This window comes from Phyllobacterium bourgognense, from assembly GCF_003337575.1.
GTDB lineage: Bacteria > Pseudomonadota > Alphaproteobacteria > Rhizobiales > Rhizobiaceae > Phyllobacterium > Phyllobacterium bourgognense.
Genome location: NZ_QPJM01000007.1, coordinates 187,456 through 211,864, shown reverse-complemented (window position 1 = coordinate 211,864; position 24,409 = coordinate 187,456). Strand labels below are relative to the sequence as shown.

Below are 24,409 nucleotides of genomic sequence, written 5' to 3'. Positions count from 1 at the left end.
ACAAAGATTATGGCGGCGTATCGTGCCGGAGTTTTTCAATATTTTCAACGATAGGTATCTCGGTACAAATACAACCTAACTCACTGTAAATCGTCTTAAATTTCCATATTTGGTAGCATAGAACGACGATTTCATAATACTTAAGTCTCATTGACAGAAATAGGTCAAATAAATACTCGCATTGTGTTGTAGGCTTTCACGAGGGTCGATTTTCAACTGACTTTGAATTTGTTTAAACCGCATTTTTTTACGTAAGACGTACAATTCAACCGATTTAGGCGGAATGGTTTTGAATCCAGTATTTCAAGTGTCGCGTGCGTGCCTCGCGTTATTTTCCAGCTTTTTTCTATGAGTGACCACGCGTCAAATCATGAAGAGAAAACAGGTATCGACGCCCGCTATTTTAGCGAAGCGGTCCGCTGGGAAAACGATGTCGTCCGTTCGGTCAAGCGTTCACGCCACGTGGCCTGGATCGTCGCCGGTATCAGCGCACTGCTCGCGGTTACAGCCATGGCTTGCCTGGCGTTGCTTTTGCCGCTGAAGAGCTTTGAGCCTTATGTCATCGAAGTCGACAAGACCACCGGTTTCATGGAGATCAAGCGGCCTCTCGCGGAAGGCGATCTGACACAATCCGAGGCCGTCACAAGGATGAACGTCGTACGATACATCAGAGCGCGGGAGACCTACGATCCTTCCGCTGTGCAGGACAATTTCGACATGGCGCAGATGCTGTCTACCGGCGACGCCGCGCGCGACCTTCTTAATCTTTATGGTCCGTCCAGCCCGGCGAATCCCGTAAACCGTTTTGGCAACGCCACGCGTGTGCTGCCGACCATCAAGTCGGTGCAGGTCCCCAACAACCGCACGGCAATCGTGCGGTTTTCAACGCAGCGCATAGGGCGGGATACTGGACCGGAGGAACACTGGGTCGCGCTGATGCATTTCCGCCATTCGCGCGAGCCGATGACCAATGAATGGCGTTTCGACAATCCGCTCGGTTTCCAGATCATCGATTACCGCCGCGATCAGGAAAGCGTCCCCGCAAACGGTGGCCAGCAATGATCACACGGCTTTTGCAACCGATCGCGTCCTATATGCGGCTGATGCTGATTGGCGTAGGTCTTGTAGGATCGCTGACACAGGCGTTTGCCGAGATAGCCCCGCGCCGCGGCGCCGCGGATCCGCGCGTTCGCACGGTCATTTATAATTCGGCCAATGTGGTCTCTGTCGATGCGAGCCACGGCGTCTCGACGATGGTCGTATTGGGGGATGCCGAAAAGATCGAGACTGTAGCGGTCGGTGATAGCCTTTCGTGGAAAATCGAACCCAACAAACGCGGCAATATCATCTTTCTGAAACCTGTGGAAGCGAAGACGACCACGAACATGAATGTTGTGAGCGACAAGCACGTTTACACCTTCATCCTGCGCGCCCATCCGGAATCGGAAGGCGATCAGACATACATGGTCAAATTCCGTTATCCGGATGAAGAGGCGGATTCAAAGCTTCTGGCAGAAGCGCAACGGCTCGTTTCGGAGCCGAACCGCGACAACTTTCGGTTTCAGGATACCAATACCAACTATAGTTTTCGTGGCGACGGCGAACTCAAACCGACCAACGCTTTTGACGATGGCGTGAAGACCTGGTTTCGCTTTGAAGGTGACATCCCGGCCATCTTCATCGTCGAAGGTGGAAAGCGCGAGATACTCGCTAATTTCCGCCGTGAGGGAGATTATATCGTCGTCGACAAGATCGCCAGGCAATGGATGTTGCGGCGCAGCGACTACGCGCTCTGCCTTTTCAACTTGAAAAAAGGCGTCCCGGTTGCCGCCGCTACCAGCAACTCCTCCGACACAAGGATGAGGTGAGATGCCTGATCCCGATTACCATCTCAACGTAGAAGTCGAAGAAGCCGCACGATCGAAGCTTGCCGAGCCGAAGCGCGGTTTGAGCAAGGCAGCGTTGATCTTGCTGTTCGCGTTGGTCTGTCTGCCGTTGCTGGCAATGCCCTTCTGGCTCCAACGTCCGTCGACGCCTGATAATGTCGATACCAGTGATGAGAACTTGTTGTCGCCAGTCGGCAAAGTTCAACTAGCAGTCCCTCCTCCGGTAAAAGAGCTACCTACAACGCCTGAGCCGATGCCTGCGGCGGAACCATCGCGGGCTGAAGCAGATGCCGCTGCCGAACGAGCGCGACTGCAGGCGAATGAGGAAGCCCGGCGAATGGCTGAGGCGGAGCGGCTGGCGCGGGAATCCGAAACTGATGAGAAAAAGTGGGAACGCTATCGCTCCCCGATGGTCGTGACCGAAACCGGTCAAACCGAAGGACTGGCAGCCGAACAGCCAAAACCACCGACGGATGCCGAGAAAGCAGCCGCTACATTCCAGGACGCCAATCCTAACGGGCAGTTTTTGTCTGCCATGGCAACCAAGCCGGTTGAAGTTGCAAAGGCCGAACGTACAAAGCGCATCGATGCACTTGTGCCGCAGGGTACGATGATCCGCGGGGTTCTTGAAACGGCCGTGCAGACGGATCTGCCTGGCATGGTGCGGGCCGTGACCACCGAGGATATATGGTCGTTCGATGGAAGGCGGATTCTCATCCCGGCCGCGTCGCGCATGATCGGCGAATACAATGCCGGCGTTGCACAGGGTCAGACCCGTGCCTTTATCGTCTGGACGCGGCTCATGCGCGCTGATGGCGTTTCAATGAATCTCGGTTCTATCGGCACGGATGAACTCGGCCGGTCGGGATCTGCCGGCAATGTCAACAACCATTACCTGAAGCGGTTCGGCGCGGCGGGTGTACTGAGCATTATAAGTGCGGGCACGCAGTTGATTGCTGCGAGTGGTGGCGGGACGCGGAACCGAACTTATTATGGCGGCCCTATCCAGACTACGACGACTGACCCAACTACCGGTAAGGTAACGGTCAATACAATCTATCCTGATGACAACAATGCAGGCAACGATCTCGCGATGCAAGGCGCGGCGCTTGCAGTTCAGAATTTCACGCAGCTCGCCCAGGAGGCACTGAAGGCGCAGATCAACATTCCGCCGACCATTACGATCGATCAGGGGACGCCTGTTTCCATATTCGTGCGGCGCGATCTCGATTTCTCCGATCTTTACCCGGATCCGGTCATGCAGAAGCTCAAGGAGCTAAAGAAGGGGCGCGGCTGGGATACAGGAGAAGGCACACAGCCAGTCTACAAGGGGGGCACGCCGTGAGCCTTGCAGTGCCCCTCTCCGAATTGATCGATTTGGCGTTTGCTCCCCTGAGGCACTTTCTTCAAACGCCGGATGTCGTCGAGATATGCATCAATCGGCCGGGCGCCGTGTTCATCGAACATGCAGGGGGAAGCTCGGGCGCGGCGATGGTGCGCCATGCGGTGCCAGAATTGACGGCTGAGCGTATTCGCTTCATGGCGGAACGCGTTGCCGCGGCGAGTCACCAATTCATCAACGACGAAGAGCCGCTGTTGTCGGCCGCGCTGCCGGACGGCGCGCGAATTCAGGTTGTACTGCCGCCCGCCGCGCCGCAAGGGGGCGCTATTGTCATCCGCCGACAGGTCGCGCGCAGGCTTTTCCTTTCCGATTATGCAGCTTCTGGAGCGTTCGACTCTGCGTTGGTGACGGACAGTGCGCATGACTTTACAGACGACGAAGGCAGTCTGTGCAAATTGCTCGCTGCGGGGGATATCTGGACGTTTTTGCGTGAAGCCGTGCAACGGCGCGTGTCCATTATGGTTTCTGGCGGCACGGGTTCCGGAAAGACGACCTTTCTGAATGCGCTGATGCAGGAGATTCCGGCGCACGAGCGATTGATCACCATTGAGGATACGCCGGAGCTGACACCTCCACAGGAGAACCATGTTCGTCTTATCGCCACGCGCGGCAACCAGAATATCGCCCGCATCGAGCCGCGTCACCTGGTCGAGGCATCTCTGCGCATGCGGCCGGATCGATTGCTGCTCGGTGAAGTACGCGGTGGCGAGGCGCTGGACTTCCTCCAGGCAATCAATACCGGCCACCCTGGCTCTCTCTCGACGGTTCATGCCAACTCTCCGCGTGCCGCCTATACGCGGCTTGCGCTTCTCATTATGCAAAGCGGCGCCGGGGGCGGGCTCGGACTGAGCAAGACCGAGATTGTCGATACGCTGCAGACGACATTGCCACTGGTCATCCAGCTTGGCCGTCGAAATGGCCGTCCCGGCGTTGTCACGGAAATTTTCTACGCTCCCTTCGTTCGGGCCAATCTGCAGCGACCGGCGGCACTCACGAGCAACGATCTAACCAGATTTGAGAACGCCGGCATTGTTTCGATAGGGCGAACCCAATGAACAGGAGTAATTTGTTTTCGGCTATCACCATCGCTTTCGGGTTGGTCTTTTGCAACGCCGGATATGCTGCATCCAGCGAACAGCCTCTGAAGATTACAGTGATTCAGGACGACGCAGCTTCGAACAAGGCCGGCGCGCCGGCTGCGGCCTGCAATCCTACTCCGCCAATCGATGCAGTTCAGGGTGAGACTGTTGTCCGCAAGATTGCCGGAGAGGAACGCTTCGACCTTGATCTCGTGCTGGCGATCGCCCGGCAAGAAAGCGGCTTCCGCATGAACAGCGTCTCAAGTGCGGGCGCGGTCGGCTTGATGCAACTGATGCCGGCAACGGCGAAGCGTTTCGATGTCGATATCTGCGATCCAGAAGACAATGTGCGCGGCGCGATCCGCTATCTGCGTCTGCTGCAGAAAAAATACCAAAACCCGCTTTATGTGCTTGCTGCCTACAATGCCGGTGAAGGGGCTGTCGAGCAAAGCCGCGGCGTTCCATTTTATCCGGAAACCGTTCGCTACGTCTCTGCCATTCTCACCGATCTCTATGGTTGGAAACCGCTCGAAAGGCCGGCAGCCAAGGCACGCGGAAATGGCACGATAAACAAACAAGAAAAGCCCGAGGACGGCAGTCGGGAAACGTGGTCCCAAGGATTTGTTCTTCATGTGGAGTAGTTCAATGTTTTTACGTTCAAAAATTTTCAAAGCTTTCGTATTGTTATCGTTCACAATTTTTGCCGGGGATGCCTTTGCACAGAGCCTGCAACCGGTGACAGGTGTGCTGCAGACCCTTATTTCAATTCTCACCGGTCCAATTGCCTCGATGCTCGCAATCCTGGCCGTTATCAGCTGCGGCTTTCTCGCCTGGTCGGGGCGTTTCACCTGGAGCATCGCCGGTTCCGTGATTATGGGGATTGTGCTGGTCTTCGGCTCGACGCAGATCGTCGCGTTCTTTCAGAACGCTTTGGGTCATTGAAATAGATGACCGAGGATGCGCCGGACATGACCCCCCTGGTCAAGGCCCTGACGAGAGCACCGACGCTTTTTGGCGTGCCGTACATGTATGCCATGTTCAACATGGTGGTTACTGCGGTGGTCTTCCTCGCAACCAAGAGCCTCTTCACGCTATTCCTGGTGATGCCGATCCATAGTTTCGGCTATTTCCTGACGCTGCGCGACGAGCAGATTTTCAACATTCTCCGGGTCAAGGGCGCAAGGACTCCTCCACAGTCGAAAGTCCTGTGGGGCGTCAAAAGCTATGCACCGGGGGACCAGACATGATGTCGCGTCTGGTGCGCAAGGAGATGCGTTTTGGAGCACAAGCCAAGCGAGAGCGCTCGGTTGCCACGCACGTTCCCTACGCACGCCATGTCGATGACACGGTGTTGCGCACCAAGGACGGGCTGCTCTTAAGTACGATCAAGCTCGATGGTTTTTGTTTCGAGACTGCGGACATGGCGCAGATCAATGGCAAGCTTGAGGGGCGTAATACGATCCTGCGTTCGCTCGGCAGCAGCCGCTACGCGGTCTATGGTCACATGATCCGGCGCCGGCTTGAGCCGAAGCTCGAGGGCGAATTCGACAATCAATTTGCAGCTGAATTGAACCGCCGCTACATGGCGCAGCTCGAAGAGCGGCGCATGTTCGTCAATGACATGTATATCACGGTCGTCCGCCGGCCCCTGCGCGGTCAGGTCGGACTGATCGACAGCTTGACTCGTAGCCTGTTTGCTGGCCGTGGCGTCAAAGACCAGGCAAAGGGTGCACGGCAGGGAGAGGACGAGGAGCTTCGCGAACTTCACGACGCAGTTCTGGGCGTACGCGAAGTCCTGCAGGATTATCAGGCTCGTATTCTAGGTATCCGTGAACCTGAGCCGGGAAATTATTTCTCCGAGCCGCTGGAATTTCTCGTTCAAATACTCAACGGGCTCGATCCGGTCTCCATGCGTTTGCCGCGTATGCCGCTCGATGGTGCACTTGCGATGAAGCGGCTGCACTTCGGGCGCAATGCTATAGAGTTCGTCGGTGCGACGCCGCCAAGAGACTCACGGCTCGGTGCCATGCTGTCCGTGCGCGAATATCCATCCTATACGGGCCCTCTCCTGCTCGACGGGCTGCTGAAGGTTCCGCACGAATTTATTGTCAGCCAGAGTTTTTCCATTGTCGACAAGCCTGTGGCGCAGAACCAGATGGAGCGTGTCTACCGCCAGATTTCCATGGCCGATGAGGCTGGTTCGATTGTCGGGAATCAACTCGCAGGTGCACGCGATGAGCTTCTGAGCTCACGCTCCATCTACGGAGAACATCACCTGTCTGTGATGTGTCTTGGCGACGACAAAGCTGAGCTTGATCGCTGCATTCGCTCCGTTGGCGCTACTCTCACCGACCAATCCATCATCTGGCTCCGCGAGGATCTGAACTGCGAAGCAGCATTCTGGGCGCAGCTGCCTGGCAATTTTTCATATATCGCCCGGTCGGCAATGATTTCGTCCAAGAATTTTGCCGGATTTCTGTCGTTGCATAATTTTCCCAGCGGCCAGAAGGCGGGCAATCACTGGGGCAGCGCCATTTCGCTGCTGGAGACGACCAGCCAAAGCGCTTATTTCTTTAATTTTCACGTCCGTGATCTCGGTAATTTCACCATGGTAGGACCATCCGGCTCAGGCAAGACGGTGGCCCTCTCCTTTCTTATGGCGCAGTCGCAGCGCATCAAACCAACACCGCGCTGCATTTTTTTCGACAAGGATCGCGGCGGCGAAATTTTCATTCGAGCACTGGGAGGCAACTACGAAGTCCTTCAACCAGGTGCGCCGACTGGTTTCAATCCCCTCGCCCTGCCCGACACTGCGGGAAATCGCGAGTTTCTGTTCCAGTTGTTTTCGTTGATGCTGCGCCGCCCCGATGGCTTGTCGCTGCCTGCCAGCGAGGAAAGCGTCATCCGCGCAGCAATTGGTCAGATCATGTCGACCGGACCGGATGGCCGGTCTCTGCCGGCCTTTGCAACCTTGCTGCGTGGCCGGATACGCGCCGGCGATGACGATCTTCTGGCCCGGTTCGAAAAGTGGCTCCGCCCTGATCAAATGGGCTGGTTGTTCAACAATCCGCAGGATCGTTTCACCTGGTCCGAGGTTTCGGGGTTCGACATGACGAAAATCCTGGACGATCCCCTCACCCGCAGCGCTGCGCTGATGTATATTTTTCACCGGCTGGACGAATTGCTCGACGGCAATCCTGTCCTGATCTTTCTCGATGAAGGCTGGCGGCTACTCGAAGATCCGGTGTTCGCGACCTTCATCCGCGACAAAATGAAGACGATCCGCAAGTTCAACGGGATTATCGGTTTCGGTACGCAAAGCGCCTCGGATATCGTCAATTCCCAAATCGCCAACACGCTGATCGAACAGAGTGCGACGCATATTTTCTTCCCCAATCCACGCGCCGATCTGGAGAGTCACGGCAGCGGGCTCGGACTCTCCTCGCGGGAAGTTGAATGGATCAAGACAACGGATCCGGCCAGCCGCTCCTTTCTGATCAAACACGGTCAGGAATCGGTGATAGCAAGACTTCGTCTGAACGGCATGGACGATCTTTTGAAGGTGCTGTCCGGCCGGACCGAAACTGTCCACGAACTGACGGTTTTGCGTGAGCAGCTCGGGGATGATCCAAAACAATGGCTGCCGATGTTTTGCGGGCAAGGAGACAGGCCGTGAGAATCATATCGGTTAGCGTCGCGCTTTTCGCCGCTGCATTGTGCGTGGCGTGCGGGGGCGGTCATAAACTGAAGATGCCTTGCGACCTGCCCGCCTCGGCCTTGTCTTATTCATCTGACGATTGCGGCCCGCTGCGACCGGTCAACGGGGCCTTCGATATTGTCGTCCAGCCGCCGTTGCAATCGGGAGTGTCCAGTGGAGGGAGCTAATTCTATCGCCGCACTATCGAGTAACATCGACAGCCTGGGTACAAATTTTACCGCGGCGACCTACGGCGTCTTCGCTTATTACCTCACGCCCGTTATGGCCGGGCTATTGACCCTTTATCTGATCTTTTGGGGATTCCGGTTTTGGCAAGGACGGGGCGACAGCATCGCCGGCATGGTGTTCAAGCTCGTTCGTATAGCCATCATCTTCTCGCTCGTGACCGCATGGGGACCCTTTCAGGTCGCGCTCTACGGACTGTTCACCAATGCGCCGTACATGGTGAGTTCCGTCATGCTCAATCATATTGTCAATCCTCGCAGTGGCAAAGCCATGGGATTTAGCACCCTCGCCAATGACCTAAACGCTATCTACAGTTTCGCGCTAACGGCGTCGGCCAAAATCGAGCAGTCAACACTTTCGGCCGCCGCCCCCCTGGCTCAACCGGTTCCGGAGGAAGGCAGCCCGCCAAACCCGGCCAAATCAAACCCGGTTGCTCAAACAAAAAGCCCAGCGGAAAATCCGTTGACAGTTCCATTGAGTTCATCGGTGCAGGCAGCAATCGTATGGATCGCCGCGGCTTTGTTCGTTGGCTACGCCGTTGCACTCCTCTTGTTTGCAAAAGTTGCCTTGTGGATCATGCTTGCGCTCGCTCCGTTTTTCATTGTGTTGCTGATGTTCCAAATCCCGTCGCGGTACTTTTCCGGCTGGCTCACGGGCACGATCCAGATCATCCTGATACCGATCTTTCTGACAACCTTCCTCGGTTTTTACAACGTCGGTATACAGGATGTGGTCAAGGCGCTGGTGTTGAGCATTGCAAAGGGCAATATACCGGCCATGAAGGATGCTGGCCCTTTTGTGCTCGTTTGCCTGACGGGATTCTTTTTGCTCGCCCAGATCGTGCCTCTCAGCGGCCGAATTGCAACAAGCAGCCAGGAATGGTTTACCAATCTTGCGTCTCACGCGGGCAATGCCAGTAGAAATATTGTCAACGCGATGGTGGGAAGGAGTGGCGGCGGAGATTCTTCTGGACGCACCTCAATCGGATCTGCGCCGGCGCAACTTTCGCACGCGCACACGGGTGAAACGAACCTGCGCGAGGTGCAAGACAGAAGTGCGGCGGTTAATCGGCAAAGCAGAAACCGATAACGGGTCACGCAGCTTTGACGACCGAATTGATCAGAGCTTTCTGCCGCGAAAGACAATCCACCAGTCGGAAGCGATTCTCGATCGTCTTACGGGCGGCAATGCGTAGCGGCAGAAAATCCTCAGGCTTTTGCAGGACTCGAAGGATCGTATCGGCCAAAGCATCGGTATCAAAGAATGGCACGAGGAGGCCATTCGTCCCGGATCGGACAATTTCCTGTACCGGCGGCGTATCGGAGCCGATTATCAAGGCACCACAAGACATTGCCTCGATCACTGACCACGACAACACGAAAGGATATGTCAGGTAGATATGGGCGGTTGATATCTGGTAGAGCTTACGCAAGAGATCGTGCGAAATGGCTCCGGGAAACACAATTCTGTCCGGCGGAATATCATGGCTGGCGAGCAACGCATCCTTCCAGGACCCTCCACCAGGTGGCTGTGTTCCATAGCTGACGCCATTGCCACCGACAAATACGAAGAGTGCTTCTGGATTCTGGCGTATGACCTTTGCAGCCGCCGCGAGTGCTTGCGGAAAACCGCGATAGGGTTCGAGGTCTCGAGCGACAAAAGTGATGATCGGCGGATCGCCCGCTTTCAACAAGCGCCCATCAGGCAGCCGCAGCGACGCGCTGCGGTCAGGGCGGAAAATTTCCGTATCGACGCCCTCATGACAGACAGCGATCCGACTCCGGGCAGAGACCGGATAAAGGCTTTTTTGCCAGCGGGTGGGGCTGATCCCACCGTCGATGGCTTCCAGCGAAAGAAGTTGCGCGACATTGCGCAATCTCAAGCGTTTGCGGGTTTCAGCATCCGGATTATCGTCGGGAGCAAAACCGACGTCTGCACCTTCCGCCTTGTAGAAGAATTCGCAATAACCGATAGCTGGCACTTTGGGCAGGATATCCTTGACGAACATCATGCTGCCCCAGCCTATATGGCCGATGACGATATCCGGCCGTTCGCCATGGCGCACCATGGCGTCGAATGTCTCCGCAACACGGTGACCGATGCGGACATGGTGGTCCGGAATGCCCAGATGCCTGGCCATCCGGGCATCTGTCCGGGGGCCAGGTTCTGCACGATGCAAGATCACGCGAACCGACGGGAGGCGCCGGTCCACGGTCTCACAAATAAGACTGACATCATGGCCGCTCGTTGCCAGATGCTCAGCCAATGCTGCGAATTGGCCAAAACCACGCCTGTGAACAAAAGCCACATGCATGAGATCAGCCGCTTCCGGGACTCAGAACACTGATCGAAGCTGAGTCAGATGCCATAACGCGCGGCATTGCCCCAAACCAGTTCGAGCCTGTGCAGCGTCTGAAACGCGATTTCGAGATTGCGGAGATCATCGGCATCCCTGGCGAGAACACGATTATATGCCCCGCCAGCATCACGCAGATTGGCGCAAAGCTGCTCTCCCTTTTCCGTCAATCGAATCCTTGCAGAACGCTTGTCGCGCTGGGACGCGACCCTGTCGATGTAACCCCCATCGGCAAGCTGTTTCAGGTAGTAGGAAATATTCGAGCCGACATAGTGCCCCCGGTCCAACAATTCCCCAACAGAAAGTTCGACGTCGCCTATAGCCATCAGGACCATCGCCTGTGCCGGACCGACGTCTTCAATCCCAAGTTTCGTCATTTCTGTTCTGAGCAGACTGGCGAACCGGCGATTCACTCTCTCGATCATTCGAGCTAGCTCGAAGTGTGTAACTACGACCGTATGAACCGGGTGTCTATGTCCCTGTTTTTCCGCTGTAATTTCGGGGAAATCGGCGGCGTAATATCCATCAATAGATGTTTCGACTTCCACTCCTTCGTGCAGAAGTTTTTGTATCATCTTTGTCTCCATGGTCATTTTACTTCAAAATTTGAAGTAAGTTGCGAGTGTATTTTCCGTTCTCCTTTGCTTTTTCCCCCGTCATATGATCTTTTTTCTGTCACATTCTGCACGGTATTACTTTACTAGTCTCTGGTCTTAGACCAAGGTCGTTGGGGCTAACTGGCAGCTGTGTCATTTCCAAGGCAGATTACACATGAATGATACTCGTCAAATCGGTACAAATGGCAAGAGCCATGTGGGAAAAAAAGCGAAGACGCCGGAAGTTCCGACGCCGCAAACGCTGATTTTCAAGGCCCGCAGGGTTTTTCTGGCAGGTCTCCTCTACGCCGTATTACTTAGTTTCTGTATCAGCCTTTTGCAACTTACGGTACCCCTTTACATGTTGCAGGTGCATGACAGGGTTCTGAACAGTCGCAGCACCGACACTCTGCTTATGCTGACGATCCTGGCTGTGGGCGCTTTGCTGGTTTACGGCATTCTAGAATTCATCCGTGCTTTGTCTTTCCAGGCCATGGGAAGCGCGCTTGTGCGCCGGCTAAATCTGCCGATTCTGACAGCTGCCGTGCAGGCATCGGTGGATCAGGGACTTCCCAAGGCCACGCAATCCTTGCGCGATCTCACCGAACTGCGTACTTTTTTGACTTCCTCGGCGGTTAGCGCGCCACTGGACGCTGCCTGGTCGCCCATCTTTCTCGCCGTGCTCTTCCTGCTGCACCCGGTTTTCGGGATCATCGGCGTCGTCGGCGTGATCGTCCTTGTTTGTTGCGGCGTGGTTACTGATCTCTTAACCCGCAGCCTGGTCAAGGATGCAAATCAGGCCAACATCGAAGCCATTTCAAAAATCGGTGCAACGCTGCGGCACGCCGAAGCCATCGAGGCGATGGGAATGTTGCCCGCTCTGGCAAGACGCTGGCGGGGTTTGCAGATGAATGCGCTGGATCTGCTCGATCTTGGAGGCACCCGGAGTCGCGCGATGGCGTCCATTGCGCGCACTTTGCGCTTTATCATCCAGGTCGCGACGCTGGGTGCCGGAACCCTGCTGGCGATGGAGCAGGCGATCTCGCCAGGGGCAATGATCGCGACCAGCATTATCGTTGGCCGTTTGCTGATGCCGTTCGATCATGTCGTCGAGACCTGGCGTCAATGGGTGAATGCGGTTGGCAACTGGAAGCGCATCCAGGCACTGCTCGCACAGAATCTTGCCGTGCGCCAGACGATGCCAACGCCCCGCCCGCATGGCGATCTGATCATCGACAAGCTGGTTTATGCGGCTCCGGGTGTCGAGATGCCGATCATCAAGGGTATTTCCTTCAGCCTGTCGCCCGGGGAAGTACTTGGCATTGTCGGCCCCTCCGCAGCCGGCAAATCGACGCTTGCACGACTCATGATCGGGATCGTCAAACCAACATCGGGCGGCGTGTTTCTCGACGGGAACAATGTCTATCTCTGGGAACGTGCATCTTTCGGAGAGATTGCCGGCTATCTGCCGCAATCAGTGGCGCTGCTTGAAGGTACCATCCAGGATAATATCGCGCGGATGGGCGACGGCGATCCACATCGGGTGCTCGAAGCGGCGCGGCTCGCTGATGTTCATGAAATGATCGGACGGCTGCCGCTTGGTTACGATACACCGGTGGGCGACGGAAAGTTGACGCTTTCCGGCGGTCAGCGGCAACGCATCGGCCTTGCCCGTTGCCTCTACAATCGCCCTCGCCTGATCGTGCTTGATGAGCCGAACGCCAATCTCGATGCAGTCGGCGAAAGAGCGCTGATGCGTGCGATCGAACAGGCCCGCGATGATGGAGCAATCGTGGTGATGATTGCCCACCGCCCAACAATTATGCAGGTGGCTGATAAGCTGCTCGTATTGGAGAACGGGCGCATCACACAGTTCGGCCCCCGCACGGACGTTGTGTCGTCCATCACCCCGGCCGGTCCTAAAATGGGAGCCACCGCATCATGACCGGCAACACAAATCTACAGAAACGCGCCCCTCAACTATTGGCACCACGCACCGTGTCGGGCAGCGAAGCCGTCCCCACCAAGTTTGGGTCCGTCCGTCCGGAATGGGTGACCGATCTGGAGCAGGAAGATAGAAAGTCCCCCCTGCGCAAGTTGATCATCGCCGGCGTATCGACGATTTTGATCGCATTTGGCGGGTTTTTCGGATGGGCCTATTCTGCAGAACTTGGCAGCGCTGCCGTTTCGCTCGGAACTGTGATCGTCGATTCGAAGCGAAAGACAGTCAGCCACCTCGAGGGCGGTATCCTCGATCGTCTGCTGGTGCAGGAAGGCGATGAAGTGAAAGTCGGTCAGGCGCTCGTCCGCCTTGACGACACCAAAGCGCGGTCTGAGTTGCAATCCCTGCAGAGCCGCCGGGTGGGGCTTATAGCAAAGTTGGCGCGACTGCGTGCCGAGCAGGCAGCGGAAACCGAAATCGCATTCCCGCAGAACTTCGGCGAAATGGGCGATATTTCTGCCGAGAGCGCCGTAAGAGCTGAGAGGATATTCTTTGAGAAACGCTACGCGCAGAAAATGAGCCGTGTCGACATCCAGAAGAAAACCATTGAACAATATACGGAGCAAGCGAAATCGTCTGACGCACAGATAGCTGCGACCGACCGGCAGATCGAACTCATCACTGAGCAACGGGACGCGATCGCCGGGCTTGTTAAAAAAGGCTTTGCCCAGAAGTCGAAGTTGACCGAAATCGACACCAGATTGAGCGAACTGGCGGGAACCCGCGGTGAGTATGCGGGTGACAAAGCAAAGGCGGAGCAGGCCAAGGCGGGCGCGGAATTTTCCCTCATTGGCATTGAAAGCGATCTGCAGTCGGAGATCGCCGGAGAAATTACGACGAGCCAGGTTGAGTTGGCCGATACCGAGGAGCGTATCGTGGCGGCCAAAGACGTCATGCGCCGTGTCGAAATACGTTCGCCGCAGGCGGGCGTCGTTGCCAATATTCGTTTGCGGACACCTGGCGGTGTGGTGGCCCCTGGCGAGGCCATACTCGATATCGTGCCGGAGAATGAACCGCTGGTTGTCGAAATGAAGATCAGCCCGCGCGACATCGACAGCGTGATTGTCAGTTCGCCGGTGCAGGTTCGCCTTACTGCCTATAACCAGCGTTCGCTGTCGCCGCTCGATGGCAAAGTCACTTATGTGGCCGCGGATCAGGTTATCGATGAAAAGACCGATACGGCGTACTTCGTGGCACGTGCGGAAATCGCCACTCAATCTCTGGCGTCCAACCCGACAATTAAACTTTACCCTGGTATGCCAGCTGAGGTGCTGATCGTGCATAAGCCGCGCAAAGCGATCGAATACCTCATTTCCCCAATTTCAGACAGCTTTAACCGTGCCTTCAGAGAGGACTAGTTAGAAGATTCTCACTGCAGCGCACCATATTCGGCGATATTTCAAATTTCAAATTAAATTACACTTAATACGACGCAATATAATAAGTAGTTTTGCTTTAAACAGGAATTATAGACACTAATATAAAAGTGTCATAATACATGGACGTAATAATTTGTTACTATGGATTGCCACATTTATATTCTTAGTCTAGATTGCAATTCGATTTGGTGCAGCGCACAATCGTTTCGGCATCGATCGTCGGAATCTTTCCGGCAATTTGTAGACTCAAAGCAGGACAGAAGGAGAAGCAGATGGCCACTTTAGAAGGCGGCGCCTACGACGACGTTTTGTTTGGCTCGCGTTTTGACGACTTCATCCACGCCAATGGCGGTGATGATGTCGTTTTTGGCTCGAACGGAAATGACTCGATATTCGGTGACGCCGGCGACGATTTGTTGTTTGGCGGCAACGGCAATGACTCGATTTTCGGCGGCGAGGGAACTGATATCCTCTTCGGCGACAATGGTAACGACATACTGAGCGGTAACGAGGGAAATGACGTTCTCTTCGGTGGTCACGGAGATGACGTTCTTACCGGCGGTGCCGGTTCGGACCTCTTGTTCGGCGATGCTGGAAACGATGTTCTTTCCGGTGGTGCCGGCGACGACACTCTCTTTGGCGGCGCAGGCAATGATACACTTATTGGCGGCGCAGGCAGTGATGTATTCCTGTTCACTGGCGGCGGCGGTAACGACGTCGTGCTCGATTTTACCCCTGGTGAAGACGTCCTCCAGATCTCCAGCGGTATCAACGGGCAGGATATTCATTCGGCTGACGATCTTGCCGATCGTGTTACGCAGGTTGGTGGCAATGTTGTCGTCGATCTCGGTCATGGTGATTCCGTCACGCTCGTTGGCGTCAATGCCGACGATGTCACGGAACATCCGGGCGATTACTTCGTCGTTCATTGATAGCGATTATGGCGTGTCCTGCCCTCCGGCCGGGCACGCTTTCTTTCCGATGTGAATGAAAGGGCAACGCGTTGAACCTCGACCATTCGACGGATATTGCAGGCGATATCGAGAGCATTTCAATCTCGCGTCTCTGTGCAGATGTGGCCGTCGTGATCTGGGACCTTCCGGCTTCCATACGGGCCTCAACAAAATGTACGCTGGAGACGTCGGAACCGCTCGTTCCGCTCATCAGCTTGAATATTCCCCTTGAAACGGGCGGCCAGCGTATTCTCTGGGCCGTGCGCACCAAGGATGAGCCGATTAGTGTCACCGTATCGGCTGGTGCACTCGGGCCGACCGAACAAGCTATTCTTTATCCCGCAGTCGAGCTTGGCTCTTTCGATGTGGACCGTGCCGTCGATAATCTCTCGGCTGCCGGACATATCAAGCTGCTCAACAATATACTGAGCACATGGCGCAGTGCCTTTCGCCTGTCGCAGAACCCCATTTTTGCCAGCGTTGTTCGCGAAATCACCTTGGCGTTGACGCCGGAGCCACGACAAGTGCGCGGTTGCGGCCAGCCGGTTGACGGACATCACCTGTTGGAAACCGCACTGGATCCGGACCTTGGCGATGTTACTGCCATCTATGCAATCAGCGCCAATTCCATAACTGCGCTGCCGACGAAGCTGGGTCTGGGGCGCCAATCCAAAAAGGGCTGGCAGTCGTGCCATCTCCTTGTGGAGTCCGCCCGGGCGTTGCCGCAATCATTGCACTTTGTGTTTACGGGGAAAAACGGTATCGCCGTCCGCAAATTATCCGACAGCGATGGCCAGCTTGACTTTTCCAAGTGGTGGCCAAAGCGGCAGAACGATATGGAACTGCGTGAGTTCCTCGTGCGTCAACTGGCAGAAGTCCCCGGTGTTGGCGCAGCCATTGCTATCGATATGCAGATGCGCGCGCCGTTGCCAGTTCGCCAGATCGCAAAGTCAGGAACGCAGCCTGCGGCCGAAATCGATCTCGCGATTGCACTTGATGGTGGTCTGCTCGTCGGCGGCTGGACCCACGATCCCGCAGCGATGCTAGCCCGTATCGAATATCTTTCGGAAGATGGAAGCGCTCTGCCGCTCCAGCCCAATTTCTACAAGTTTCCTGGCAAGACTGGCGAACGCGCGGATGGACTTGGCGCAGACGTGACCGGTTTTGTCGCCTGGCTGCCACAAGCCAAAAATCTTGGACCATTGCTGCAGCCGCGCTTTCAGATGCGACTCGTCTCGGGTGCAACCGCGATGCTGGTGCCGCCAATACAGCCATTTGAACCATCGGCACAACGTAACCGCATTTTGCGGGCGGTACCGCCGCAGCATGCGCGTAGCCAGGTGTTCGAAAGCATTCTTGCGCCAGCCCTGAAAGAGGTCGAACAAAAACTTGGCCAGACGGTGAGGATTGCAGATATCAAGGAATACGGTGTGGGACCGGCAACCCCTCTGATCTCGATCGTAATTCCCCTCTATCGCAATCTCGACTTTTTGCGCTTCCAGCTTTCGGCCATGGCAACAGATCCTTGGCTTGTGGCGAATGCAGAGGTCATTTTTGTGCTCGATTCTCCGGAAATCCAGGACGATACAGAGCACATGCTTGGCGGACTGCATATCCTGCATGACTTGCCGATGAAGCTCGCCACCATGAATCGCAACAGCGGCTATGCCCGGGCCTGTAACGCCGGTGCGAGTCTTGCGACAGGCACCATGCTGGTAATGTTGAATTCCGACGTTGTCCCCTGTGGTCCGGGCTGGTTGGACACACTCACCCGGCCCTTGCTCGAACAGAAGAAGCTGGGTGCGATCGGGCCGAAACTGCTCTTCGAAGATGGCTCCCTGCAGCATGCGGGGCTGTACTTTGCCCGCGACCAGCGCGGCGTCTGGCTGAACCATCATTTCTACAAAGGCATGCCGGGCTACTATTCGCCGGCTCAGATTGCGCGGACAGTGCCGGGCGTGACCGGTGCGTGCCTCGTTACCCGCAAGGACATTTATGATCTGGTCGGCGGGTTCACCGAGGAATACGTCATCGGGGACTATGAGGACAGTGACCTATGCCTGAAAATCCGGCAGATCGGCTTTCAGGTGGCTTACGAGCCGAATGTTGCTCTCTACCACTTCGAACGCCGATCTATCCGTCGTAGCAGCGACTACATGCGCGGTCTCGCGAGCCAATATAATTCCTGGCTTCATACGCAGCGCTGGGACGACGACATCACTGAATTAATGACGACCTATCTCGATGAAGCGGTACCCGATCAACTGAACGGGGACACCGTCACTTCTTTCGTCAAGGAAAAGTCTGAAAGGAGCGCCGCTTGACTGAGGTTATTGCACTCAAGACAGCCTTTACCGAACTTCCCCCCGCATTCAACAATGATCACGTCGAATGGTTGATGGAAGCCGTCCTGCGCAACCGGTTTCTACCCTGTCCTGACCCGGATAGCATTTTCGTCGGAGACGGCAATTTCCAGGCCGTTGGCGCAGAGTTCCTCGGTCATTTCATCCGCAAGGGTGGTGTGCGGCCAGATAGCCGGGTCCTCGATATCGGTTGTGGTATCGGGCGCATGGCTGTCCCGCTAACCCAGTACCTTGACTTTGCAAAAGGCAGCTATTGCGGCATCGATCCGGTTGCCGGTGGGATCAACTGGTGCCGGCAGATGATCAGCCCTGTCTACTCCAACTTCGAATTCCGTCATCTGGATATTGCGCACTCGCTGTATAATCCGAAGGGTGCGATCGACGGGCTCGAACTCGTTCTGCCCTATGAAGACCGGCAATTCGATTTCATCATCATGACGTCTGTCGTCACCCATCTGCCCGACGAAGAGGTAAGCGCCTATCTGCGCGAGGTGGAACGGGTCCTTGCGCCGGGTGGCCGCCTGTTCATGACATGCTTCGTCGTCGATAAGGTTGCAGCTGAGAATCCCTTGAAAAAGCGTGACGCGCGGCTCGGATTTCAGCGTTACGACGAAGGTCCGTGCTGGTTCGTTCCAGAACTGCCGCCACTGGCTGCTGTGGGTTTCGACGATGGATTTCTGGATGGTGCGCTAGCGCGTGCCGGTTTGTCGGTCACGACCAAGTCATTCGGTCACTGGCGCGGCGTTCCTTCGGATCATTATCAGGATCTGTTTGTGGCCGAGCTCGATAGGGGCGATCGATGACCCGTGTACTCGTCGCTGCACACAATCATCCAGCTTTGCACCCAGGCGGCACGGAAATATTCGCCCACGACCTTTTCCGTGCCTATCAGCGGGCCGGATGTGAGGCGCTCTTTCTCGGCGCGACCAATCACATCCACCGCGAGGCACGACCAGGAACGAGCTTCCAGAGCATCGGCACCAACGGCGACGAAATTCTGCTGTGGTCGGGGCACTTCGACCGGTTCTTCATGAGTCAGGTCGATCTCTATGGCATCGTTCCTGACATCGTCGAACTCCTGCGCGATTTCCGGCCAGACGTCGTACATCTGCATCATCTCCTGCTTTTGGGCGCGGAGTTTCCGCATATCGTACGGCGCACCTTGCCTGAATGCCGCATCGTCATGACGCTACATGATTATTATCCGATCTGTCACCACGATGGTTTGATGGTGCGCACGGCGAGCAAAGAACTATGCCATGGTGCTAGTCCGGACCGCTGCCACAGCTGTTTCAAGGAAATTGCTCTCGACAAGTTCGTTCTGCGTGAGCGTCATCTGAAGTCTCTTTTGAGTGCTGTCGATGCTTTTGTGTCGCCGAGCGAATTTCTGAAGCAGCGCTATATCGACTGGGGTATTTCCGAACATTTGATCAGCGTGATTCCCAATGGTCAGCCCGAAAGGGTTGAGGTGAAAAGGGGAGAAGTCGCGCAGCGCACCAAACCGGTCTTTGGTTATTTCGGTAATCTCAATCCATGGAAGGGTGCCACTGTCCTGCTCGAAGCAGCAAAGCAGCTGATTTCCGAGGATTTCGAATTCGAGCTGCGTGTCCACGGCGCGGCGCCGTTCCAGAGCGAAAGTTTCGTTGCTGATATAGATCGCCTCTTCGCTGAAACGTCACCTACCGTGCAGCGCCGTGGCGCTTACCGGCGCGAAGATATCGCTGGTCTGATCGCCACAGTCGATTGCGCGATCATGCCTTCGATCTGGTGGGAAAATGCACCGCTGGTGATCCAGGAAGCACAGGGCCAGGATTGCCCAGTGATCACGAGCAATATCGGTGGCATGGCCGAAATGATTGAAGACGGCGTCAACGGGCTGACCGTCTCGCCTAATGACCCCATGGCGCTGGCGGCTGCCATCCGACGTATCGCTGAAGATCCTGACTTACGCCAGACTCTTGTCCTTGGGGCTCGCCACCCCGACACAATCGACATGACGGCGGCGCGCTATCTCGATTTGATCGAGACGCTGCGTCCGGCGCATGTCGAAGCAGCCTGAGAGGACCATTATGTCAATAATCACAAATGTGTCGGCACAGGCGCCGATTCAGGCAAGTGCCGTTCCCCAACAGGACAATACCCAGGCCAAAAAGCTTGAACCTACAAAGGGACGGGTGGACGCTATCGATGACGGCCGTTTGTTCGGTTGGGCCTTCGATCCAGCAGCGCCGACCAAGAGGCTGACCATTCGCGTGCTTCTGGATGGCAAACCTATTGCGGAAGCTGTAGCCGACAAGGACCGCCCGGATTTGAAGCGTTCAGGTATTGGCGACGGCGGACATGCATTCGATGTGATGCTGCCGCAATTCGCTGCGATGCGCGCTGGTGAACTGGTGGTCGTTGCCATAAATGGCGCAGGTATTGAACAAGCGTTACGCGTACCAAAGCCTGATGAACAAGCTGCCGAGGCTCTGATTGCCGCGCCGATGACGCGTATTCTCGACAAGCTCGATATGTTGATGGCGGCACAGCGGCAGTTGCAGGTCAACCAGCGCTCATTGCAGCGGATTGCGCCGGTCATTGATGGATCGGGCGGCAGCGCTGCAGTCGACGCCGCCGATGTGAGCAATTCGATTGAAAATCTCCGCGGCGATGTCAACCAGCGCCTGACGGAACTTGATGTTCATCTGATGCGAATGGACGGCGTCGTAGCAGGTATGGAAACGCGCATGGAGTCACTGCAAAAGCGCTCCGGTGGCGACGTTAAGCCGTTGATTCTGCTTTTGTTCGTTCTCGTAGGCTTTGCCGCCGGAGCCATTCTGTCCATGGCAGTGATGCCTTGACCATGGAGCAGATTTGAATGCTTCGAGACGACAAAAACGTTTTGCCGATAAAGACCGGAAAAGCCGCAGAGCGCCTCCCCGTGGTGATGCAAGGCGAGACCGTGGTTGGTTGCCCCATAGACGATACGCTTATTCTTGTACTCGGCATCGGCAGCCTGACCTCCGAACAGGCCACGGTTTTTCTCAATGGCGATCCCGCCATGAGCGTGAAGGTGACACTTGTAAGCTGGCCGCTGAAAGATGCGTCCCCTGCCGGTACCCACGGGTTTGTGGCGATTGTTCCGACCAATATCCTGCGCCGCGGAGCGCTAAAGACGATCATGTTCCAGCACAAGGCAAACGTGACGCGTTATGCTTTTGCCAGCCGCGCCGCTTCGACCGGCGAACTGATTGCAATGATCACCGACCTTGCCGGTTCCAGCTTGCCTTCCGTAATCGACGGACTCGTTGAAGGCCTGATCTCTGGACCGATCGGCCGCAAGAAGCTCTCCGCGATCACCGTCCTTTTGCAGGCGGGCGCTCGTTCGGACGGTTGCATCGAACTGATCGGCGGCAGCGATGAGGGCGAGATTTTCGTGCAAGGCTGGGCGCAGGACCTGACGCCTTCCGTCACACGGCTCCTGATCAGTGGCCGGTCGCCTTCACTTGCTGAATGTGCGATCAGTGTTTTCGCGCGCCCCGATCTGAACGAGCAATCATCAGGTTTTGCCGGGCTTTTGCTCGCCAATGAAATCGTTGAGCCGAATGATATCGAGCGTCTTTTATTTCGCGGGCGTCGCGGCTGGCGCTTCACCGAGGTTTACGACCGCCGTCTGATCTCAGGCGCGCGCGAGACGCCCAGCCATGTGCGAGCGATTTTGCCTCGCGTTCGCAGCTCGACCGAGATTCTCCTTCGTATGCGCTCGGCCGCCAATCGCTTCGATGGAACCGAGACGATCTCCAGCCTGCCCTTCCCGGTACGCATGGGTATCGACCACGTGTTTCGTGTGGAGGGTAGCGGCCTGCTTGTCTCCGGCTGGTTGCTCGATCCCGACAACCATGTGGGGGATGTCAAATTGCGCCGGCATCGCGGCGAAACACAGCTCGATGCAAACTGGACACGTATCGACAGGCCAGATGTTACCCGGGAATTCGACAATAAACCGCCGTTCAACGCCGGGCTTGATCCCAATCGGCATGCGCATGGCTTCGTTGCCTTCGCACCCGAACTCGATGGGGACAGCACAGCACCGTTCTATGTGGAGCTTGGCCTGAGCGACGGACGGCGTGCATTCATGCCATTGACACCGACGCGGATCACGTCGCGCGATGCGGTTGTCCGGCAGATCCGCGCGATTGACCCGAACGCTTGGGCGTTACGGCATATTGTCGATCAACAACTCGTGCCGCTATTACGTGGAGTGAACCGCCCTGCCCCTGAAATCTTTGGCGTGGTCGACCTCGGCTCTTTCGAGGACGTCCTTGGACCAGCGCTGATTATTGGTGTTGATGAGCGCGTTGAAGAGATCGCTCCGCTCATTGCCTTGCTCGCGCTCGACCCCGAAACCCGTCGGGCACCCATCGTTATTGCGGCGGCGACCGAGATTGTCGATCGCATCGGGGTACAGGTGCGGCGGCTTGCGGATTTCTACGGTCTGCATCTGCGCCTGGTTTCGGCCAGCGGAGCGGAAGATCTTTACGATGCCCTTGAGGTGGGCGCCCGGGCCGTTTCCACCGAGACGGTTGTTTTTCTCGCCGCCTCGCTGCTTCCGCGCAATCCTGGATGGTTCAGCAAGTTGCTGGCAGCCTATGAAACGCGCAAGGAATGCGTCCTCTCCCCCACTCTTGCCTACGAAGACGATTCGATCCGCTGGGCCGGCACATGGGTCGCGGGAGCGCAATCCGACCGTGCTCTGATCAGCCGTTATGCCGGATATCCCATTGACGCCGTAACAGGAATGGCAACGACGGAGGTAGCGACCGCGACATTCGAATGTTGTGTGATGCCACGAGAGGCGTTGTTTTCTGTCGACGGGTTTACGCGCGGATATCTTGGCACGCATGAAAAAGGCCTTGATCTCGGTCTGAAGCTCAAGCAATCCGGCCTCAGATCCTACTGGCTGCCATCCGCCCAGATGCTGGGCTCCGACGACATTTCCGTTGCAGACAAGGCGTCAACGATTGCACTCATCGAACGTATCGATCGTCAGGTCTTCGATGCGCGCTGGGCAAACATTCTCACAAGAGATCGTGCGACAACGACGGAGGCAGCGGTATGACCGAACAACTCCGGGTATTGGTGATTTCGCATGCCCATCCGAGCATCTCACTCGGCGGTGGCGAGATCGCATCTTACAATCTGCACAAGGGCCTGAATACGTTGCCCGGCGTGCAATCCGTCTATCTGGCGCGGGCAAGCCATCCAATACCGCGCCATGGCACGACGGCGCTGATGAGTCTACGCCGCAGCAGCGATGAGATCCTCTTTCACGCGGACGAATACGACCATTTTTACCTGTCGAACAACAACACCGACGAAATTCGCCGCGATCTTTTGCGCTTTGTCGGCGATCTCAACCCGCACGTCGTGCATTTTCATCACGTGATGGGACTAGGCCTGGAAACGCTTTACGCCATCCGCGAGGCCTTGCCCGATACGGCGATCCTCGTGACGTTCCATGAATATCTGTCGATCTGCAACAATGACGGTCAGATGGTAAAAGCCGGCTCGTCGAAACTCTGCAGCGAGGCCTCACCGATCGACTGCCACGCCTGTTTCCCCGACGTTCCTCCTGCGCGTTTTCTGAAGCGTGAACGATTTGTCCGCGGAATGCTCGAACTTGCCGACGCCTTCGTTGCGCCCAGCGTCTTTCTTGCCCGGAAGTATGCGGAATGGGGTCTCGATGCGGACAAGTTGCATGTGATCGAGAACGGCATCTCCATTGAAAGCGTGACGCCGCCAAGGGAGCTGACGGGCCCAAAACCGCGTCGCAACCGTTTTGCCTATTTCGGACAGATGACACCCTACAAAGGCATAGATGTGCTGGTTGATGCCGTGTCCCGTGTACCGGAAGAAACATGGGGTGCCGATTCGCGCTTGATGATTTTCGGCGGCAATCTCGAAAAACAGCCGCGCGAATTTCAGGAACGTATGGAAAAGCTGATCGCAGAGGCCGGCTCGCGCGTGCGCTTCTACGGCGCCTATCAGAACGCTGAAATGCCACGCCTGATGCAATCGGTCGACTGGGTCGTGATGCCTTCAATCTGGTGGGAGAATTCACCGATCGTTATTCAAGAAGCATTGCATCATCGCCGGCCGATCATCTGCTCCAATATTGGCGGAATGGCCGAAAAAGTACGCGATGGTGAGGATGGCCTGCATTTCCGCGTTCGCAGCGCCGAAGATCTTGCCGACCGGTTCACAGAGGTATTGTGTGATCCATTGATTTGGGATCGTCTTCATCACAGTGCCCGCCGGCCGACGAATTACATCGACTGTGCCGAAGAACATGTTGCCCTCTATGGCGACCTGCTCAAATCCGGCCGGCAAGAGCCAATCAACATAGCCGCAAGGACCGACGTCGTTCTTTCGCAAGCGAGCTGAATTTCGCCAGCTTTCAACGCCACG

20 protein-coding genes are annotated in these 24,409 nt (G+C 56.2%); 18 read left to right on the top strand and 2 right to left on the bottom strand.

Annotation, left to right across the window (positions count from 1 at the left end; translation table 11 throughout):
- The first annotated feature begins 348 nt into the window (after positions 1 to 348).
- The 9 genes from C7476_RS14655 to C7476_RS14615 all read left to right on the top strand — a co-directional run bounded on the left by C7476_RS14655 (position 349) and on the right by C7476_RS14615 (position 9,399).
- Positions 349 to 1,062, top strand: a complete 714-nt coding sequence (locus tag C7476_RS14655; RefSeq protein WP_114430643.1) for a VirB8 family type IV secretion system protein — start codon at positions 349 to 351, stop codon at positions 1,060 to 1,062.
- Entirely contained in the window at positions 1,059 to 1,868 is an 810-nt protein-coding gene (gene virB9, locus C7476_RS14650; RefSeq protein ID WP_245426349.1) for a P-type conjugative transfer protein VirB9, read from the top strand. The genes C7476_RS14655 and virB9 overlap by 4 nt, the downstream gene beginning before the upstream one ends.
- A 1-nt stretch (position 1,869) precedes the next feature.
- A complete protein-coding gene (gene virB10 / locus C7476_RS29115; protein WP_114430642.1) occupies positions 1,870 to 3,231 on the top strand; it encodes a type IV secretion system protein VirB10 in 1,362 nt (453 codons plus the stop codon).
- A complete protein-coding gene (gene virB11 / locus C7476_RS14640; protein WP_114430641.1) occupies positions 3,228 to 4,343 on the top strand; it encodes a P-type DNA transfer ATPase VirB11 in 1,116 nt (371 codons plus the stop codon). Before virB10 ends, virB11 begins: the two co-directional genes overlap by 4 nt.
- Entirely contained in the window at positions 4,340 to 5,008 is a 669-nt protein-coding gene (locus tag C7476_RS14635) for a lytic transglycosylase domain-containing protein (RefSeq protein ID WP_114430640.1), read from the top strand. Before virB11 ends, C7476_RS14635 begins: the two co-directional genes overlap by 4 nt.
- 4 nt (positions 5,009 to 5,012) lie before the next feature.
- Positions 5,013 to 5,309, top strand: coding sequence for a TrbC/VirB2 family type IV secretion system protein (locus C7476_RS14630; protein ID WP_114430639.1), 297 nt, complete (start codon positions 5,013 to 5,015; stop codon positions 5,307 to 5,309).
- A gap of 26 nt (positions 5,310 to 5,335) precedes the next feature.
- Positions 5,336 to 5,614, top strand: a complete 279-nt coding sequence (locus C7476_RS14625) for a VirB3 family type IV secretion system protein (protein ID WP_245426347.1) — start codon at positions 5,336 to 5,338, stop codon at positions 5,612 to 5,614.
- Positions 5,611 to 8,043 carry a VirB4 family type IV secretion/conjugal transfer ATPase gene (locus C7476_RS14620; RefSeq protein WP_114430637.1) on the top strand — a complete coding sequence of 811 codons (2,433 nt, stop codon included), beginning with the start codon at positions 5,611 to 5,613 and terminating at the stop codon, positions 8,041 to 8,043. Before C7476_RS14625 ends, C7476_RS14620 begins: the two co-directional genes overlap by 4 nt.
- A 159-nt stretch (positions 8,044 to 8,202) precedes the next feature.
- The gene (locus tag C7476_RS14615; RefSeq protein ID WP_147274654.1) at positions 8,203 to 9,399 is read left to right on the top strand and encodes a TrbL/VirB6 family protein; all 1,197 of its coding nucleotides are present in this window, start codon (positions 8,203 to 8,205) and stop codon (positions 9,397 to 9,399) included.
- Between the two features lie 4 nt (positions 9,400 to 9,403).
- On the opposite strand, the gene C7476_RS14610 is transcribed toward C7476_RS14615, so the two are convergent.
- Positions 9,404 to 10,624, bottom strand: coding sequence for a glycosyltransferase family 4 protein (locus C7476_RS14610; RefSeq protein ID WP_114430635.1), 1,221 nt, complete (start codon positions 10,622 to 10,624; stop codon positions 9,404 to 9,406).
- Between the two features lie 44 nt (positions 10,625 to 10,668).
- A complete protein-coding gene (locus tag C7476_RS14605; protein ID WP_112531210.1) occupies positions 10,669 to 11,238 on the bottom strand; it encodes a MarR family transcriptional regulator in 570 nt (189 codons plus the stop codon).
- 199 nt (positions 11,239 to 11,437) lie between these two features.
- On the opposite strand from C7476_RS14605, the gene C7476_RS14600 reads away from it, so the two are divergent.
- From C7476_RS14600 to C7476_RS14560, 9 genes are all read left to right on the top strand, one after another.
- Complete coding sequence (locus C7476_RS14600; RefSeq protein WP_114430634.1) at positions 11,438 to 13,207, top strand: type I secretion system permease/ATPase; 1,770 nt, start codon at positions 11,438 to 11,440, stop codon at positions 13,205 to 13,207.
- Complete coding sequence (locus tag C7476_RS14595) at positions 13,204 to 14,622, top strand: HlyD family type I secretion periplasmic adaptor subunit (protein ID WP_114430633.1); 1,419 nt, start codon at positions 13,204 to 13,206, stop codon at positions 14,620 to 14,622. Before C7476_RS14600 ends, C7476_RS14595 begins: the two co-directional genes overlap by 4 nt.
- A gap of 293 nt (positions 14,623 to 14,915) precedes the next feature.
- Positions 14,916 to 15,575 carry a calcium-binding protein gene (locus tag C7476_RS14590; protein ID WP_112531200.1) on the top strand — a complete coding sequence of 220 codons (660 nt, stop codon included), beginning with the start codon at positions 14,916 to 14,918 and terminating at the stop codon, positions 15,573 to 15,575.
- A 71-nt stretch (positions 15,576 to 15,646) separates the two neighbouring features.
- Positions 15,647 to 17,920 carry a glycosyltransferase family 2 protein gene (locus C7476_RS14585; protein WP_114430632.1) on the top strand — a complete coding sequence of 758 codons (2,274 nt, stop codon included), beginning with the start codon at positions 15,647 to 15,649 and terminating at the stop codon, positions 17,918 to 17,920.
- A complete protein-coding gene (locus C7476_RS14580; protein ID WP_114430631.1) occupies positions 17,917 to 18,762 on the top strand; it encodes a class I SAM-dependent methyltransferase in 846 nt (281 codons plus the stop codon). Before C7476_RS14585 ends, C7476_RS14580 begins: the two co-directional genes overlap by 4 nt.
- On the top strand, positions 18,759 to 20,018 hold the full coding sequence (locus tag C7476_RS14575; protein ID WP_114430630.1) for a glycosyltransferase family 4 protein: 1,260 nt from the start codon (positions 18,759 to 18,761) through the stop codon (positions 20,016 to 20,018). Before C7476_RS14580 ends, C7476_RS14575 begins: the two co-directional genes overlap by 4 nt.
- A gap of 10 nt (positions 20,019 to 20,028) precedes the next feature.
- Complete coding sequence (locus C7476_RS14570; RefSeq protein WP_114430629.1) at positions 20,029 to 20,802, top strand: hypothetical protein; 774 nt, start codon at positions 20,029 to 20,031, stop codon at positions 20,800 to 20,802.
- Positions 20,803 to 20,819: 17 nt separating this feature from the next.
- Complete coding sequence (locus C7476_RS14565) at positions 20,820 to 23,060, top strand: hypothetical protein (RefSeq protein WP_114430628.1); 2,241 nt, start codon at positions 20,820 to 20,822, stop codon at positions 23,058 to 23,060.
- Positions 23,057 to 24,385: a glycosyltransferase family 4 protein gene (locus C7476_RS14560; protein ID WP_114430627.1), complete on the top strand. Its 1,329-nt coding sequence runs from the start codon at positions 23,057 to 23,059 to the stop codon at positions 24,383 to 24,385. The genes C7476_RS14565 and C7476_RS14560 overlap by 4 nt, the downstream gene beginning before the upstream one ends.
- Positions 24,386 to 24,409: the final 24 nt, after the last annotated feature.

What these genes read in the sequence shown, in the direction of transcription:
- C7476_RS14655 (WP_114430643.1), top strand. Translation starts at nt 349, where the DNA reads ATGAGTGACCACGCGTCAAATCATGAAGAGAAAACAGGTATCGACGCC.
- virB9 (WP_245426349.1), top strand. Translation starts at nt 1,059, where the DNA reads ATGATCACACGGCTTTTGCAACCGATCGCGTCCTATATGCGGCTGATG.
- virB10 (WP_114430642.1), top strand. Translation starts at nt 1,870, where the DNA reads ATGCCTGATCCCGATTACCATCTCAACGTAGAAGTCGAAGAAGCCGCA.
- C7476_RS14635 (WP_114430640.1), top strand. Translation starts at nt 4,340, where the DNA reads ATGAACAGGAGTAATTTGTTTTCGGCTATCACCATCGCTTTCGGGTTG.
- C7476_RS14630 (WP_114430639.1), top strand. Translation starts at nt 5,013, where the DNA reads ATGTTTTTACGTTCAAAAATTTTCAAAGCTTTCGTATTGTTATCGTTC.
- C7476_RS14625 (WP_245426347.1), top strand. Translation starts at nt 5,336, where the DNA reads ATGACCCCCCTGGTCAAGGCCCTGACGAGAGCACCGACGCTTTTTGGC.
- C7476_RS14620 (WP_114430637.1), top strand. Translation starts at nt 5,611, where the DNA reads ATGATGTCGCGTCTGGTGCGCAAGGAGATGCGTTTTGGAGCACAAGCC.
- C7476_RS14610 (WP_114430635.1), bottom strand. Translation starts at nt 10,624, where the DNA reads ATGCATGTGGCTTTTGTTCACAGGCGTGGTTTTGGCCAATTCGCAGCA.
- C7476_RS14600 (WP_114430634.1), top strand. Translation starts at nt 11,438, where the DNA reads ATGAATGATACTCGTCAAATCGGTACAAATGGCAAGAGCCATGTGGGA.
- C7476_RS14595 (WP_114430633.1), top strand. Translation starts at nt 13,204, where the DNA reads ATGACCGGCAACACAAATCTACAGAAACGCGCCCCTCAACTATTGGCA.
- C7476_RS14590 (WP_112531200.1), top strand. Translation starts at nt 14,916, where the DNA reads ATGGCCACTTTAGAAGGCGGCGCCTACGACGACGTTTTGTTTGGCTCG.
- C7476_RS14575 (WP_114430630.1), top strand. Translation starts at nt 18,759, where the DNA reads ATGACCCGTGTACTCGTCGCTGCACACAATCATCCAGCTTTGCACCCA.
- C7476_RS14570 (WP_114430629.1), top strand. Translation starts at nt 20,029, where the DNA reads ATGTCAATAATCACAAATGTGTCGGCACAGGCGCCGATTCAGGCAAGT.
- C7476_RS14565 (WP_114430628.1), top strand. Translation starts at nt 20,820, where the DNA reads ATGCTTCGAGACGACAAAAACGTTTTGCCGATAAAGACCGGAAAAGCC.
- C7476_RS14560 (WP_114430627.1), top strand. Translation starts at nt 23,057, where the DNA reads ATGACCGAACAACTCCGGGTATTGGTGATTTCGCATGCCCATCCGAGC.